We start from the raw sequence: 15,316 nt of genomic DNA, 5'->3' as shown, positions 1-15,316 counted from the left end.
TCATTAGTTCAATTGCAGTGTTAAGTTAATACTGGTTTAGAATATTTATTTCATTATTACTTAATATTGGGGGGCATTTCGTGGGGATTAAAGATTTAATTGATTTTCTTAACAATCTAGAAGAGGGAAATATTTTTTATAAACTAAATAAGGTAAGAAAAGAAGCGATTATGGTGGAAATTGCTGTTCCGGGTCAACGTTGGGAAGTTGAGTTTATGGAGGATGGTTCGGTAGAAATTGAAAAATTCATTAGCGATGGTGAATTTTATGATGTTAATGAAATAGAAACGATAATTAAAGATTTTAGCGATTAGTTCAAATGTAATTAATCTAACGAAAGCAGGCTTATACAAGAAGAGATTAGATAAAAAAGGAGGAATATTTCTGAAAAAGTTTCGTGGGAAAAAGAGGTATTTTCGTAATATATGGCGTCAAGTAAATAATTTTAACTTGGAACTTGATAATGAGTCCTGGTTTGAGCTTTATCATGTCCACCTTGACTGGGAAGGTGTTGGAAATGGAAGTGTTCATATAAGAAAAGAGCATATAAAAGCATATTTAGCTTTATATAAAAGGGTATTAACTCAGCTAAATATGCTTGAAAAACCTTTTCAATCATGGGTTTTATTGGATAATAAAGATTCTGGTCAAGATGCAGTATATATTCATACTCCAAACCCAAACAGAGATAATTTCCCTCTTAAAGTGGAAGAATTAAACTGGGATTGTAACATCCCTACATTCTTCAGTGATTTAATAGAATTAAAGGAATTTAATGTGGCTCACTATAAGTCAGAATCTAAAGGTTGGTATATTATCCAATCCAAGCGCCAGGTTAATAAATTGTGATTGCTTATTCAACAATCGGCGCAAGAATTGAGCAAAGATGGACTGTATCAGCAGTCCATTTTTTTGTAGTTAATCAGTTAAATGGCAGGGTAAATGAAGAAGGAATAATTAATTTCTATATCGAATCAAGTATGAAAATGTTGAAATAACCAAAGGTAGATTATATAAATAGAATGAAATTTTAGCTGCGTAGGGGGAGAATATGGAATCTAAGCTAATTATCATACGAGGAAACTCTGGGAGTGGAAAAACAACTACTGCGAAAAGTCTTCAAAATCATTTGGGGCATGGAACGCTATTAGTTTCTCAGGATGTCGTTCGTCGTGAAATGTTGAAGGTTCACGATAGAGAAGGGAACCTCTCAATAGATTTGATTCGCCAAATTGCGGAATATGGTAAAGATAAATGTGAAAATGTTATCGTGGAGGGAATCTTGTATAAAAATCGTTATGGTGAAATGCTGAATAACTTAATCCAGTTCTATAAACAAAAGTCATATACTTATTATTTTGATTTATCCTTTGAGGAAACAGTCAAACGTCATAACTCGAGCTCGAAAAAGATGGAATTCGGAGAAGATTCTTTACGTGATTGGTGGAATCCAAACGATAACCTTGGCGTGGATGGAGAAACAATATTGACTAATGATATGTCTCAGAACGATGTTTTGAAACTAATTTTAAATCAACTACAAAGGTAATTATTTGGTTTGAAATACTAATGTTCTTCTTCAAACAACGGGTGTTTTACTTCGATAACGATCTTCAACAATCGGGCGCGTTTCTGAAGTAATGATAAAAGGCCAATTTCTTAATTTAAATGTTGAGAAATTGGCCTTGTTTTTATTATTTATAGTGCAAAATAGCTCTAGAAACGGGTGCAAAATAACTGTTAAAGTGACAACTATATTTTCGGATGTTGCAACAGAGTGCACTCTCAATGAACACTAAAATTTAAATATACTTCTATTTACCATAATTTACATTGGTGAACTTTTATCTAATTTTGGTAAATTTATAAATATGATTTTTCAGAAGTGGATGAGAATTAAATGGATAATTTTAGAGCAGAGATAAGTAAGAAACTTATTAATATGTGTCAATTTCTAAATATAGTAAGGTTACGAGGTGTTAGTCAATGACTTTTTTGAGCGTATTTTTAGTAAGTATAGTTGTTGGTTATCCTATATGGGATTATTTTTATATGAAGAAAGGGAATTTTAGCAATAAGAGCAGAATGTATCTGACGGTCATTATACCTCAATGGGTGATTGTCGCTATTTTCTTTGCTTATTGGTTTTTAACTAAACGTTCGTTCGTTGATTTATTCTATGTTGACAATCCAATTCTTTCATCTCATGCAGACAGGTTAAAAGCCACAGGTATTGGGGCTATAATAGCTTTGGTTATTTACGCATTAATCTTTATTTTTTCCAAAAAAATAAAGCAAGTATTTTCAAAATGGATGCACAGCCAAATAGATACAATTCGATTTATGTTACCAATCACATTAAAAGAAAGAATACTTTTTGTCATTGTCGCTATTACAGCAGGATTTTGTGAAGAAGTTGTGTTTCGCAGTGTTATGTTATACTACTTTGAACATCTTCCTTTTGAATTATCTATTATTTCATTAATAATAGTGTTAAGTCTTTTATTTGGAATCGTTCATTTGTATCAAGGATGGAAGGGAGTTCTTGGTACAGCATATGTAGGAGGTATATTGTTATATGTATTTCTTGTAACGGGCAATTTGTGGCTGTGTATCCTACTTCATTTTCTGATTGATGTGAAATTTGCGTTTACATCAAATCAAAAGTCTTCAATTGACAGTCAAGAAATTGCTGTTTAGTTATTTAAAATAGACCTCATTGTTATACAATACGAGATTTCAATGATGCAGAAAGATGCAAGGGATGACCTTTGCATCTTTTTTATTTCATATAAATTATATCTTTCAGTAAAAAGGAGGTAAGCCCGAAATATAAAAAAGAAGCGCACCTTCCGGTACGCATCACAAATAGCCGTAAAATCTGATTTTTTCAATCGAATTACGGCTTTTTCATTTATTTACTACATTCTGCCTGGATCATTTTTGACCAAGGCATGTATTGGTCTAAAATTTCAGGGTTTTGGTGGATGCTGAGATTCGGTAGATCCGTCAAAAGTTTCTTTATATATTCGTAGAAATCAACACCGTTACTCTTGGCGGTTTCTGCGATACTCAAACAGATGGCGTTCGCTTTTGCTCCTGCTTCACTAACACTAAAGAGCCAATTTTTTCTTCCTATAACGTTGGGACGGATGGCATTTTCGGCAGGATTATTATCAATTTCAATGCGTCCATCGTTCAGAAATGCTCTGAGCCCATTTGCCCTGTTCAATGTGTACTCGGCTGCTTTTGCGAGAGCATTTTTTCCGTAGAATGGTGACATTTCAACCCATTCAAAGAAGTTATCTACAATCGGCTTCGAGTATTTTTGGCGGTTTTTTTCTGCGCTGACTCGGAGACAAATGTTTAAATTTCCTTTCGAGTCGATATAAATCGTCGCAATAGCTCACACCGATTCGCCCATAGTTGCTATCCGCTTTAAGCCAATAACGACGAACATGCGCCCAACAATTTGCGAATGTGATGCCCTCCAACTTATCGTAGGCAGAGTAACCGTCGCAAACAATCGTTCCAGAAAAACCTTCAATGAGACCTTCGAGGACAGAGCGAGCCCGTGATAATGCGCTATGAAAGAGAGTTATTGGCGGTCCTTGGCATGGAACACTTCGACACACCCAATTATAGGCATTGGTTTGACCAGATTTCCCATCGGATCGGCGGAGAATTTGTCCATACGTTTCATCAATATGTAAGAGAGATTTATTCATCATTAAATCTTTCAATCTCTCGTAAATAGGCAATAGCCAATCGTGGGATGCACGAATGACCCAATTCGAAAGGTTCTTATCGTTGGTATTGAGGCCATAACGATCCCATTCCTTTACCTGACGGTAAAGGGGCAAGTATTGTGAAAATTTATCATATATTACTTTGGCAAGTACGCTAGGACTTGCGATACTACGTTGAATGGGAACTTGCGGCGCTTTACCACGTTTAATTTGTGCTTGATGAAATGTAGAGCCTTTACAATTTTTACATTCATAAGCATGTTCAATGTGTTGGACTTTCTTCATTCTAGCAGGAATAAATTCTGCTTCTTCCCGTACGATTGTACTGCCAATTTCAATCATTTTCCCTTGGCAACAGTCACAGATCGTATTTTCTGGATGATGGTGAACATCTTCTACTTCAATACCATCATGCAATGAATCATTTCGTTTTTTCTTTTGAACTTTTCGTACAACAGTGTAAGAAATGGTCTGTTGGCTTTGTTCTCCTGTGTGCTCAGGTTCATTAAAAGACGGGTCATCTTCAAATAGTGATACTTGCCCATCTGGTGAATTGTATTTCGATTTTTCGGTTTTTGATCCATATAAAAGCTTAGTTAAATGGCGAACTTGCTCGGTTAACGCTTCGTTCTGTTTCAACGATTTATCCAATTTTTTTGATAGTTCTTGGTTTTGTTGATTCGAATGCGCCAATTGCTCTTCAAGTAATCGAATTAATCTATCAAATTGACTTTCACTTGTAGAAGAAACGTTCGTCACATCATTCACCACTCTTTGTTCGGATTCACTCTTCTTATTATAACGAGTTCAAACAGTGGAATAAAGGTAAAATAAAGGGCTTTAACGAATTTAAAAGACACCTTTTGATGATGGCTGAATGGCCTTTGGCTGCTGAATTGATAACCCTTCAAGGAGCCAGCGAAGCTCCTGTTGAGAAAGATTGCGTACTTCATCTTCATCTTTTGGCCATTGAAGTTTCCCGTTATCCAAACGTTTATAAAGCATGGCGAATCCATCACCATCAAAATATAAACATTTATAGCGATCTTTACTCCACCCTGAAAATAAGAAAATGGAATCGCCATATGGGTCAAGTTCGAAAGAATCTTGAATCAGTGTTGCCAGGCCATCAATTCCTTTTCTCATGTCTGTTTTACCACAAATGATATAAATATTTTTCACACTTGTATAATCGTGTATCACTGATTTTTCAGCTCCCTCATAACCGTTTGGATGATGTGCTCACCTACGCCGTTGAAGAAGGAAATTTCAACGTTTCCAGTTTTGACCGTGCAAGTAGGATTGGAGGAAATCACTACTGGATTTTTTGAGGAAGTATTTTTGTTTTCGGAATGTAATGTTACGGGGACAATGGTTAGTTTTTGTTGTGGCATATGAAAAGCACCTCCCTTAAATTGATACATTCATAGTACCTGAAGGCGCTGCTTGTTTATATGCGTTGTTTGATTGGGGGCTTACAAAAGGAGTTTTAAGTATTCCATTAGGGCGCGATTATTCAACAGAATTGTGCTCTTTCTTTATGTATAGGGCGAGATTCAGTAACAAGAATGAGCGCTCATTTTCATTTTAGTACTCAAGAATTGAACAGTGATGAACAGTTTTAGAAGTTCATTTTTATTGGTCTTTAATCCGTTAAATTGCAGTTAACAAAGGTGGTTTTGAGAAAATTCCTCCATCCTGTCAGGGGTGTAATAAAGGGTGTATCTCCATTAAAACTTGTGTGTTAAAATTAATGGTAAATTTATAGAATTTCTGGGGGGAAAATGAAACAAAACCAGCTATTGCTCTTATCCTTCATCACCAGTATATGTGTCATTCTGTATCAATTTTTTCAATGGAGTTTATTCGATATATTTTCATTTTTAATGGTACCAGTTATGTTTTTGTTGTTTGGCTTTTTTATTGTCATAACCATTCTAGCAGTCGTATCGCTGTTCAAAAAAAGGGATTGGAAACCTATAACAATACAAGTTGTTACCATTGTTTTGCTATTCATCGTCCCTTTTAATCAAATTGTATTGGATTTAAATTTTAAATTAAACCAGACTGAAAGAGAGTAAATAATAAAGATGGTAGTAAATGGAGAAATTAAACCAAATGTTACCGACAATTCATCCCTTATTCATTTACCTAAAAAATACGATCACCTTTCTGCTGGAGGTGGCGATATAGTAGTAGAGAAAACGAGCAATGGATATAACATTCTTTTCTTTACATTTCGAGGAGTCTTGGATGGCTTTTCTGGATTTGTATACGCAACGACAGACCAAAAACCATTAAAAAATGCATTTGATGGAGATATAAAAGAAATAAATAGAATGGCTAAAAATTGGTTTTTCATTAGTTCAAATTAATTAAGCGACTTCAAAGGTATCCATTGCATTGCTTTTTGTTTTAACCTTTGTGTAGGAAGGTACTTACACTAAACGGGTGCAAAAGTTTAAGGTAGCGGGCGGAAGAAAACATAAAGATATTAGAATGATTGCCCAACTTTAATGTAAAAGATTGTGAAAAAATCTACTTTAACAAACCAGTAGCTTTACTTCAATAACGATCTTCAACAATCGGGCGCATGTGCGGCTGAGCTTAGGTCGTATCATATAACGGGTGGGATTCCCGTCGAGTAAGAACTAGCCATTCACTCGTAGCGAGTCTTGGAGGACTAAAGGTAACTTTAGTCTTTAAGCGTAGACAGTTAGGTGGCGGGCCGAAAGCCAAATGGCTGAAGGGATTGAGCTCCATAATGATTGTAAGTCGAGAGGGCTGATGCTTTATGCGCTGCAGAAAGCTACATTTTACCCCTCGTTAAAGGCAAGAAGGGTAAGACCTCTCTGGAGTCATAGACCTTGGCACGTTATACATTGATATGATACGGCAACTCAGGAGACCCTACCGGTCTTTTCTTTTTTTTAGAAGAGTATGGTGTACAAGCGATAACAAGCAAGGAAACCAAATGCCGATGTAGGGAGTCGGATAGCAGCGTAGTACCAATGAAGTTGGGTAATGCCGATGGAGGAAAGGCTGCTACCTAGATATCACCCTTACTAGAGACACATTTACTACACACAGAGGTAGATATTTTAAATGAAAACAAAACTACTAAGGATAGCAGAATTAGCAAAGTCTGAACCTAAAATGAAATTTACATCTCTTGCACATCTATTAAATAAGCAAACACTAACTCAATGTCATTATGAACTGCCCAATAGGAAAGCAACCGGGATTAACGGTATAACTAAAGAGCAGTACGATGAAAATTTAGAAGAAAACATTGAGGAGTTAGTAAGCAGGCTTAAAAGCAACAGTTATCGTCCTGTTCCAGTAAGAAGAATGTATATTCCGAAGCTCAATTCAAACAAGAAAAGACCTCTAGGAATACCGGAATATGAGGACAAGATTGTTCAAAAAGGCATTACGAAGCTACTTAATACCATCTATGAAAATGACTTTCTAGAATGTTCCTTTGGGTTTCGCCCAAATCGTAGCTGCCATGATGCTTTGAAAATACTGAACTTCTATATTGAAAAGAGGTCAGTAAATTATGTAGTAGATGTCGATATTCGCGGATTCTTTGACAACGTTGACCACAAATGGATGATGGAGTTCTTAAAACTGCGAATTGCTGACCCTAACCTACTAAGAATAATTGGTAGGTTTCTTAAAGGTGGATACATGGAGGAAGGGAAGAAATATAAAACAGATAATGGCACACCGCAAGGTGGAGTAATATCCCCGGTATTAGCCAATGTGTATCTCCATTATGTCCTCGACTTATGGTTTGAGAAAAAGGTCAAGAAACAATGCAAGGGACAAGCATATATAGTAAGGTATGCTGATGATTTTGTGTGCTGTTTTCAATATCAGAGCGAAGCTCAGGAGTTCTTCCAATCATTAAAATTTAGATTAAAGAAATTTAACTTGGAAATTGCCGAGGATAAAACCAAAATTATTCCCTTCGGGAGTTTTGCGGAGAAATATACAAATCAAAAGGGAAACAGTAAACCAGCAACCTTTGATTTCCTAGGCTTTACACACTATTGTGGGAAAAGCAAAAAAGGGAACTTTCGGGTGAAACGGAAATCGAGTAGGAAGAAAGTCCAAGGTAAATTAAAAGAGTCTAAAGAATGGCTGAAGAAGAATAGGAATAAGAATATTCACATAATCATGGACAGATTTAGACGCTCGCTTATTGGTTATTACAACTATTATTGCATCACTGATAATATCCTAAATGTTAGCAACTTCAAGTGCAAAATCGAGGACTTACTGTTTAAATGGCTCAACAGAAGAAGTCAAAGAAAATCCTTTACATGGGATAAATTCAGACTATTTCTTGATAAATATCCACTACCTTCACCAAGAATTAAAGTGAATATATATGAATTAAGAAAAGAGATTAGCTACATTCTGTGAATGATGACTAGGAGGAGCCGTGTGCATTAATAGTGCAAGCACGGTTCTGGGAGGGAATGGAGTTCAATTTACCGTAAGGTAGAAAGGCTCCCTTCTACTCGACTTCTAGAGTAAGAAATGCGCTCTTCTCAATGAATTGGCCCATTTTCTTGAATACGAAAAAGCCCAATTTCGACATTTAAATTAGGCTTATTGCAGGTCGTGACTTCGCTGGTAATACCCTGTTTTAGATACTGTTATCGGCTGTAATAATACACAATTATATTTATAATAAAACCTAGCAAACCAGCTCCTATATACATTTGAGGGTTGCCTTTAATTTCTTTATGTATGCTTGCTTTATAAAATAAAAATGTGATAATCGGTATTACAGCAGTCATCAAAACAACATATAATAGGTCAGAAGCATTAATTAAAAGAAGGGAAAAATATAATAAACCATAAAGAAAAACAAGAGTAAATGTTCTAAATAACCATTTCTTTCCTCGTTTTTTCCAAAATAAAGCATAAAATAATATAGCAATACACTCCATGATTGTAAGTGAATATGAATTCAAGAATTACCCACCCTTTACTTTAGTAAAATAGCTTGGGAAGTCTGATACCACAGCATAAAGTGAATCAATCACTGTAGACCAGGTGAAAAAAACAATAGTAAGGCAATGCCTTACTTCTTGTAGTAACCTGTTCTTTTTCTGTCAATATCACGTAAATAATACATAAGTGCAGTTGAAACACCAAAAAGAAATACAATTATAATTATCATTACTGTATTTCCGAGACTAGAACTAACTATGCCGTTTGGAAGCAACATATCAATAAACTTAGCAGCGTATATCAAAAAAACAAATACAATTACCGGTATATACGCGTTGTATTTTGAATAATGTCGTAAATATAAAATAACTACGAAACCTAATAAAGGAACAATAGTCATAAAATCTGGTTGTCTTATTGCTACACAAATACCGAATGCAAAAGTCAAAACAGAAATAATTTGAATAAACTTCGTCAACAAGATCACTATCCTTTATGAATTCACGTATGATGCAAACTGAGCTAACCACACAATGTTGGTGAGACCCCCCTAAGTCTGAAAAAGAGACATAGTTACTTTTGGTTTATTGATTTCCAAGGTCTCCAATAAGCGCATATTAATCCACTTTAATGTTATATATGGATTAAACGATAAATATGATATAGTCTAATATTATCATAAATTACAAAAATGGGGAAAAATTGTAAAAGTTTTCACCTCAATAATCGGGCGCACTTCTGCAGTAAGAATTGTGCTCTTTTTTATTTAAAGGGCCAGATTGTTAAACATCACGTCTAAAGGAAATTGGAATGAATGAAGAAATTGTGAGAAATTTACTTAAAGTAACGTGGGCAGGCTAGTGCAAGAAGGAAAAAGTATTTTGGCATAGAATCAGAATACTCAAGAGAAAAATAAAAGCCTCATTATAGTTCCTTAAGTTGTTCCGTTTTCGTGGAGAAACATTGCAAATAGAAGATGATTTCTCACCCTTTTTAGCATAGCAAATAACAGACCTATACTCGCTGATAAAGAAACGATTCATAAGGAAATAAGCCGAAATTAATATAGTAAATAGCACCACAAATAACATCTTGACATTGGCTATTGTCATCATGTGAAAGGGGGTGCTATTTTGCTTGTTATTTAATATGCCAATTTTAGCTGTTTACATCGATCCAAGGGATTTATTGCGTTATATGGTAAAATATAGTTAAATGATAAAAGGTTCAGTTCTTCGACTAACTGTGCAGTAGTCAGTTGAAGACGAAATTTAGAAGTTAACGTTTTATTAAGTGTTATAAGGAGGATGAAAATGAAATATTGGAAAGGTATTTTTTGGGGAAGCTTTGTTGGATTAATTATATTTTCATTTAATATTATTCAAAAAATATTAACTAAATCTATTACATATTACGATTTATCAATATTTGTATTATTAGTAGTCTTATTTTTAATAGGACTTAATAAGTTTTATTTAAAATATCATAAGAAAGTAAAAAAATTACGCCAAGAAATATGGTTTCAGGATTTATTAAATAGGCATAGTTCTCTCTTTTTATCCAATGTTTCTATACAAGAATATATTGAAAAAAGCAATGTAGAAGATATATTAAAAGATAGAAATGAAATGGATAAATTTGCAAATTGTTTAAATGCTTTAATTCTAAAAAATAACCTCTAAGTTAATATTACGATTTAATTAATGTTCAAGATTACCGAAAGAAAAAATGTTAGAAATTGCAAGGTCAATGAATTAACGATCTTCAACAATCGGGCGCGATTCTTCAACAGAATTGTGCTCTTTCTTTATGTAACAGCATTTAATGGAATAAGAATCTGAAGTATAATTTAATATATATCTAAAATCGGTATGACATTTTGTGAAGGATTGCACTTAAACTATAGTGGCTGTTTGTTCAATAAATATTCATAACATAATAAGGTGTGATTCAATTGGAGAATGTGCGAATCTATCGAACTTCTTGGAGAATAATCATAAGTTTTTTTGGAGTAGGTATCTTCTTCTTTTTGATGTGTATATTGGCTATCCCTACGGGAATCTCTTTTCCTCTAATCATTGGGTTCTTATTTTCTTTTACGGTTATCTTTTTGGGTTTTTATGACTGGAAGAAAAGAAGGGAGGGGAAGGGGTACTATTGGGATGAAGATGGTGTTGTCGTTAATTTTAATGGAAATAAGGTTTACTGGAATGAAATCGAGAAAATAGAATTCATGAATAAAAGGGGAAAGACAACAATAATTTGTCCTCTCTATAACTGTCAGGAAACGATTATGAAACGGCATAAGAATTCTTATCCAGCACAAGGTTATGCCATAGTTTGGTTCGACATTGAAGATCCTAGAGATTTTCACACTAATTTAATTAGGGCTTGGAACCGAAAAAAGTCATTCAGAGACGATTTTGATAAAACTTCTTGTTGAGCTAACTGGGTGCGTTAGCTTAATATGAAATAGTGGTAAAGTATTATTTTTTTTATTAAGTTCTTCAACAATCGGGCGCAATTCTGTAGTAAGAATTGCTCTCTTTTTTTAAGAATTAATTATAAAAGCTTCTAAAACCAGCTATAAAGTTTATAACAAAAATAAGACAAATTATTGATGTGATTATTAAGATGATAGATAAACGCGTGCTTTCTTGTTTAATTAAGTTTATTACGAGAAGGATGACTCCCCAAGGTAAAGCAATAAATCCATATATGGCCATTATTAGTGTTACAGAAAAATAAAACATTAGGTTTTCCTCCGTATGTACCAATTTTCTATTTTATTCAAAAAAGTATATATAATATTAGGCCTATTATATATGTAATTTCCTGAAATTAGGTAAATAACAGCTTACTTCTTATTATATATAGAGAATATATCTGTTCTTTTTGACTGTCAGACCAGCGAGGAATATGAAGTAAGTTATATTTCATAGCAAAAAGTCGCACCAGATGATCCTAATAATGATGAGGATATAAATGACTGGATAAAACAAGCATCTGAATCCTTATTGAAGTAACAGGGAGCTTTACCTAATAACGATCTTCAACAATCGGGCGCGTTAATCGAAGAAAGATTAACGCTTTTTTTGTTGAAGTTATAAAGATAACTAGGAGGTTAGCTTAACAAGGGCACACAAAAATTCTATTGATAAAGAACCATTATGATAAACTTATTTTTAGATAACTAAAGGCACTAATCGGAGGATTTAAGTATGTTTGACTACCCAATTCACAATGTCCCAAGAGAAATTGAAGAAAAAATGGAAAAAGCAAAATATCCGAAAAGGAAACTTAGAATCCTTAATGAATGGGCATTAAGTACGTTCCCAGAAAGGCTGGAAATTTTAAATAAAGCCTTTGAGAGTGATGGTGGCGTACTTAACTATACACCAAAATCTTTAATACCTATATGGGATTGGGCTTTTGAACATACGATAAAGGAAATGGTGCCCGAAGTGGAATTAGAGGAAAAAACTGCTCATTTAAGCCCACTTGCAAAAGTGATTCATAAACATTTAGCGAAAGAAAGGTTTACGGAACAATCGGAAATCCTTTTAAGAGATGTAGGTATATATTTGGGAGAAGTTCTAAAGAAGAAGCATCCAAAATTGTTTTGGGGTATGGAGTTAACATATAAAAGAAGTAACAATTTCGGAAAGGTTGTTCTTGCTGGATATACAGGCGACTACAACGTCGACCTTCAAGGGGTTGCAGTAGCGATTAGATGGAGAGACGATGAACAAGGGCACGACTCAAAACGATTATATAAAATATTCTTAGCTCAACACGAAGTTGCTTGTTTTGAATAATCTTCATCTTTAACGAGGGCTTTAGCTAATTAGTTGGGTTGAACTGTTAAATGTTTTACTGAAGGAGAACAATTAAAAATGATAACGAATGATGATTGGAGATTACAAGGGCAAGAAAAATATCTGTTGGGCAAAACGTTTTATTGGAGAGAGTACAACCAATATAGTGATAACTGGAAGCACGACCACTGTGCTTTTTGTTTAGATAAATTTTCCGAAGGGTCAGGTCCAGAAGACCTTCACGAAGGGTACACAACAGAAGATAATTATCACTGGGTTTGTAATCAGTGCTTTGAAGACTTTAGGGAAAAGTTTCATTGGACAGTTGGTAAATAAACTTTTTTCACTAACGGGGTGCCTTACTTCAATAATGATCTTCTACAAACCAGCTAATAGAAGCTCAATCTTATTCCATTATAGGGCGCGATTCTTCAACAGAATTGTGCTCTTTCTTTATGTTTAGATTGCTTAAAAATATTTATATACATAGATATTCTATGTAATAATGTGATATATTTTATTAGGTTAGATAAAGGCTTACTTAATAACTCTAAACAAGTAGGGAGGACGATTATGTTGATAGATGATGATGATGAGATAGAATATCACGTGGAGCGCACCAAGTTCCTAGTAGGTTCGGGATGTTTAATAGTAGGCTTTATACTACTAGTTGCATTTATTTATTCGGTGTTTGTATTAACCTCAAAGATTAACCATAAACCTGAAGATACATATCTGGTTGTAAGCAAATCTCCTAAACAAAACCATACAATTAGAGTGGTACAAAAAGGCACCCTTTCTTTCGGTGATCCAATTGTTGTGATTTCGTTCGAAAATTTTAAAATCCAGCGTGTAATCAATAATCATAGGAAAAGTCTAACGTCCTCTGATATATCGATAAATTGGAAAAACAATGATGAAGCGACGATTCTTCTATCAGGAGAGAGACAAGATCCAGAAGTAATTGAATTTAATGTTCCAGACAAAGGTTCAAACGTTAATCCTTTTCAAGTTGTCCAAAAGGAATTAGGGCTATTCCCTTTTAAAAAAAGCGAATCTCCTAATCATGTTAATGTCGTGGAATTAAGGAAACTCACCTATTCAAAAGGGATGTATCATTACAACGATAACGTCCCTATACAGGTTTATTACGGAAAAGTTGGAGGGAAATTACAAAAATACGGTGAATTTTCAGGAAGTAACCCATACAATATCTCAACTTTCAATATCTATTGGAAAGGTGATAAACATGTTATCATTTATGGGAATCAATACGATAAAAGTGGTACAGAGTCCATGGAAGTGGAATTTAAATAAATATATCTCAAGTTTTTTGGTAATATCATATACTGTTATTTATTTAAAAATATGTTGAAGTAACTTCAATTAAACCAGCTAATAGAAGTTATTCAGTTATTCCATTATTGGGCGCAAGAATTGAGCAAAGATGTACTGTATCAGCAGTCCATTTTTCTTGGTCTTTAATCAGTTAAATGGCAGTTTAAAGAAGGAATTGTTCAAAAATAGTGGAATATGATAAAAATAGTAAAATCAATAGGTGATTTTTGATGGACAACATAAAATTAATGGCAGAAGTAAATAGATTAGGTGTCTCAATAGGACTATTAACTATCGAAGAAGTTATAAAATGGGCAGACAATTTAATTGAACATATTGATACCCCACCATATGAAATAATTGAGTTATCGTTATCTGCTAAAGAAAAGTTAGAAGTTATTAATTTAAAATTAATGAATGTCAAGGGAGAGTTTGATTACGACCTCCCTCCTAAAATAATACTCGGATTACTTAATCAATATATAAATACTACTGAAGATATGTCTAGCGTGATTGAAAAAATGGACAAGTTAATTGAGTATTTACCAGTTAGTTGTGAGTGGATTGAAAAGGAAATTCATTATATATCAGATGGATATTATTTAGCTGAGCAAAATATATATGGAGAATTAAAAGAAATGCTTATTAATCTAAAGAGATTTTTGAATCAATTCAAATCTGTCTTGATTTTCTTCAACTAAGGGTACTTTACTTTAAATAACGAACATCACCGATCGGGCGCCCGATTGTTGATGATCATAGTTTTTCTAAGCAACAAAACGAAATGTTAAAATAAGCGCATCCGCTAGGAAACTAATGATTCGAATTAAACCCGTTAACTTATTGAATGGAGAGATTTTTTTGAGTAATTTTGGTTTTAATTATGAATACAAGCAAAAAGAGAAGAAAAACGGAAACAGTTTCGTATCTGTCAGGGATATTGGTGAAAATTCACTTTTAGAAGTTGTGAAAAAGGGAAATACAGTTGAAATCATTACGAATATAATGAATTTCAAAACAACTAAATTTTCACTTCCATTAGAACTATTTGAGAAAATGTATAATGACATTACCAAAAGCAATAACAATAATATCTAATACATCAAGGCTTTATTGGAATTTATAAAGTCGCATAAATTTAGTTGTGAGGGGCTTTAATGAATACTGAAACTAGAAAAGAGAACGAACGTAGAGCTAAGGCACTTTCAGACGAAAGAAGTAGATTAGAGGATGCCACAATAATGGGTATGCTCGGAGTAGCTAAAAGCCTTTTGGATAGTGGTATGCCGTTGTATGAAGTAGCCAAGCATACACCTTATAGTGCTGAAGAATTGAACCGATTATTAAAGACATATCATCTACTATAAAAAGATTAGAAAATGAATCTAAACTCTTTCTGTAGGCTTAGGACAAATGTGTTACGATAATACTGACATTTGT

At 33.8% G+C, this 15,316-nt stretch carries 19 protein-coding genes and 1 pseudogene; 16 read left to right on the top strand and 4 right to left on the bottom strand.

The window, feature by feature from the left end:
- The first annotated feature begins 80 nt into the window (after positions 1 to 80).
- From HPT25_RS27830 to HPT25_RS27810, 5 genes are all read left to right on the top strand, one after another.
- Positions 81 to 314, top strand: a complete 234-nt coding sequence (locus tag HPT25_RS27830; protein ID WP_217270027.1) for a hypothetical protein — start codon at positions 81 to 83, stop codon at positions 312 to 314.
- 136 nt (positions 315 to 450) lie between these two features.
- Positions 451 to 849, top strand: coding sequence for a hypothetical protein (locus HPT25_RS27825; RefSeq protein ID WP_312857298.1), 399 nt, complete (start codon positions 451 to 453; stop codon positions 847 to 849).
- Entirely contained in the window at positions 846 to 998 is a 153-nt protein-coding gene (locus HPT25_RS27820) for a hypothetical protein (protein WP_173072007.1), read from the top strand. The genes HPT25_RS27825 and HPT25_RS27820 overlap by 4 nt, the downstream gene beginning before the upstream one ends.
- 53 nt (positions 999 to 1,051) lie before the next feature.
- Positions 1,052 to 1,549, top strand: coding sequence for a kinase (locus HPT25_RS27815; protein ID WP_173072005.1), 498 nt, complete (start codon positions 1,052 to 1,054; stop codon positions 1,547 to 1,549).
- Between the two features lie 437 nt (positions 1,550 to 1,986).
- Positions 1,987 to 2,700: a CPBP family intramembrane glutamic endopeptidase gene (locus HPT25_RS27810; protein ID WP_173072003.1), complete on the top strand. Its 714-nt coding sequence runs from the start codon at positions 1,987 to 1,989 to the stop codon at positions 2,698 to 2,700.
- A 214-nt stretch (positions 2,701 to 2,914) separates the two neighbouring features.
- Here the strand turns inward: HPT25_RS27810 and tnpC are convergent.
- From tnpC to HPT25_RS27795, 3 genes and pseudogenes are all read right to left on the bottom strand, one after another.
- Positions 2,915 to 4,508 (bottom strand): annotated as a pseudogene (gene tnpC, locus HPT25_RS27805) (IS66 family transposase).
- A gap of 90 nt (positions 4,509 to 4,598) precedes the next feature.
- A complete protein-coding gene (gene tnpB / locus HPT25_RS27800; protein WP_217270003.1) occupies positions 4,599 to 4,952 on the bottom strand; it encodes an IS66 family insertion sequence element accessory protein TnpB in 354 nt (117 codons plus the stop codon).
- Positions 4,949 to 5,143: a hypothetical protein gene (locus HPT25_RS27795; protein WP_173071546.1), complete on the bottom strand. Its 195-nt coding sequence runs from the start codon at positions 5,141 to 5,143 to the stop codon at positions 4,949 to 4,951. The genes tnpB and HPT25_RS27795 overlap by 4 nt, the downstream gene beginning before the upstream one ends.
- Before the next feature lie 390 nt (positions 5,144 to 5,533).
- On the opposite strand from HPT25_RS27795, the gene HPT25_RS28930 reads away from it, so the two are divergent.
- The 3 genes from HPT25_RS28930 (at position 5,534) to ltrA (ending at position 8,183) form a co-directional block, all read left to right on the top strand.
- Complete coding sequence (locus tag HPT25_RS28930; protein WP_246277415.1) at positions 5,534 to 5,830, top strand: hypothetical protein; 297 nt, start codon at positions 5,534 to 5,536, stop codon at positions 5,828 to 5,830.
- Between the two features lie 9 nt (positions 5,831 to 5,839).
- Positions 5,840 to 6,124, top strand: a complete 285-nt coding sequence (locus HPT25_RS28925) for a hypothetical protein (protein WP_246277414.1) — start codon at positions 5,840 to 5,842, stop codon at positions 6,122 to 6,124.
- A gap of 730 nt (positions 6,125 to 6,854) precedes the next feature.
- A complete protein-coding gene (gene ltrA, locus HPT25_RS27785) occupies positions 6,855 to 8,183 on the top strand; it encodes a group II intron reverse transcriptase/maturase (RefSeq protein WP_173071662.1) in 1,329 nt (442 codons plus the stop codon).
- A 236-nt stretch (positions 8,184 to 8,419) separates the two neighbouring features.
- On the opposite strand, the gene HPT25_RS27780 is transcribed toward ltrA, so the two are convergent.
- Positions 8,420 to 8,740, bottom strand: coding sequence for a hypothetical protein (locus tag HPT25_RS27780; RefSeq protein WP_173072001.1), 321 nt, complete (start codon positions 8,738 to 8,740; stop codon positions 8,420 to 8,422).
- 1,293 nt (positions 8,741 to 10,033) lie between these two features.
- Between HPT25_RS27780 and HPT25_RS27775 the strand changes: the two genes are divergently transcribed.
- From HPT25_RS27775 to HPT25_RS27745, 8 genes are all read left to right on the top strand, one after another.
- Positions 10,034 to 10,402, top strand: coding sequence for a hypothetical protein (locus HPT25_RS27775; protein ID WP_173072000.1), 369 nt, complete (start codon positions 10,034 to 10,036; stop codon positions 10,400 to 10,402).
- A gap of 263 nt (positions 10,403 to 10,665) precedes the next feature.
- On the top strand, positions 10,666 to 11,163 hold the full coding sequence (locus HPT25_RS28545; RefSeq protein WP_217270026.1) for a hypothetical protein: 498 nt from the start codon (positions 10,666 to 10,668) through the stop codon (positions 11,161 to 11,163).
- Between the two features lie 778 nt (positions 11,164 to 11,941).
- Entirely contained in the window at positions 11,942 to 12,538 is a 597-nt protein-coding gene (locus HPT25_RS27770) for a hypothetical protein (RefSeq protein WP_173071998.1), read from the top strand.
- Positions 12,539 to 12,616: 78 nt separating this feature from the next.
- Entirely contained in the window at positions 12,617 to 12,874 is a 258-nt protein-coding gene (locus HPT25_RS27765) for a hypothetical protein (protein ID WP_173068920.1), read from the top strand.
- 237 nt (positions 12,875 to 13,111) lie between these two features.
- Positions 13,112 to 13,855 (top strand): hypothetical protein, encoded by a 744-nt coding sequence (locus HPT25_RS27760; protein WP_173071996.1) that lies wholly within the window; start codon positions 13,112 to 13,114, stop codon positions 13,853 to 13,855.
- A gap of 269 nt (positions 13,856 to 14,124) precedes the next feature.
- A complete protein-coding gene (locus HPT25_RS27755; RefSeq protein ID WP_217270025.1) occupies positions 14,125 to 14,577 on the top strand; it encodes a hypothetical protein in 453 nt (150 codons plus the stop codon).
- A 160-nt stretch (positions 14,578 to 14,737) separates the two neighbouring features.
- Entirely contained in the window at positions 14,738 to 14,974 is a 237-nt protein-coding gene (locus HPT25_RS27750) for a hypothetical protein (RefSeq protein ID WP_173071992.1), read from the top strand.
- Between the two features lie 59 nt (positions 14,975 to 15,033).
- Positions 15,034 to 15,243, top strand: a complete 210-nt coding sequence (locus HPT25_RS27745) for a hypothetical protein (protein ID WP_173071990.1) — start codon at positions 15,034 to 15,036, stop codon at positions 15,241 to 15,243.
- The last annotated feature ends 73 nt before the right edge of the window (positions 15,244 to 15,316 follow it).

Origin of the sequence: Neobacillus endophyticus, from assembly GCF_013248975.1 — a bacterium.
GTDB classification, from domain to species: Bacteria; Bacillota; Bacilli; order Bacillales; family Cytobacillaceae; genus Neobacillus; species Neobacillus endophyticus.
This window is presented reverse-complemented; position numbering and strand designations above follow the sequence as displayed.

Excerpts from the sequence above, each read along its gene's own strand:
- HPT25_RS27745 (WP_173071990.1), top strand. The coding sequence starts at position 15,034 with ATGAATACTGAAACTAGAAAAGAGAACGAACGTAGAGCTAAGGCACTT.
- HPT25_RS28930 (WP_246277415.1), top strand. The coding sequence starts at position 5,534 with ATGAAACAAAACCAGCTATTGCTCTTATCCTTCATCACCAGTATATGT.
- HPT25_RS28925 (WP_246277414.1), top strand. The coding sequence starts at position 5,840 with ATGGTAGTAAATGGAGAAATTAAACCAAATGTTACCGACAATTCATCC.
- HPT25_RS27760 (WP_173071996.1), top strand. The coding sequence starts at position 13,112 with ATGTTGATAGATGATGATGATGAGATAGAATATCACGTGGAGCGCACC.
- HPT25_RS27795 (WP_173071546.1), bottom strand. The coding sequence starts at position 5,143 with ATGCCACAACAAAAACTAACCATTGTCCCCGTAACATTACATTCCGAA.
- HPT25_RS27765 (WP_173068920.1), top strand. The coding sequence starts at position 12,617 with ATGATAACGAATGATGATTGGAGATTACAAGGGCAAGAAAAATATCTG.
- ltrA (WP_173071662.1), top strand. The coding sequence starts at position 6,855 with ATGAAAACAAAACTACTAAGGATAGCAGAATTAGCAAAGTCTGAACCT.
- HPT25_RS27770 (WP_173071998.1), top strand. The coding sequence starts at position 11,942 with ATGTTTGACTACCCAATTCACAATGTCCCAAGAGAAATTGAAGAAAAA.
- HPT25_RS27815 (WP_173072005.1), top strand. The coding sequence starts at position 1,052 with ATGGAATCTAAGCTAATTATCATACGAGGAAACTCTGGGAGTGGAAAA.
- HPT25_RS27775 (WP_173072000.1), top strand. The coding sequence starts at position 10,034 with ATGAAATATTGGAAAGGTATTTTTTGGGGAAGCTTTGTTGGATTAATT.
- HPT25_RS27755 (WP_217270025.1), top strand. The coding sequence starts at position 14,125 with ATGGCAGAAGTAAATAGATTAGGTGTCTCAATAGGACTATTAACTATC.
- HPT25_RS27810 (WP_173072003.1), top strand. The coding sequence starts at position 1,987 with ATGACTTTTTTGAGCGTATTTTTAGTAAGTATAGTTGTTGGTTATCCT.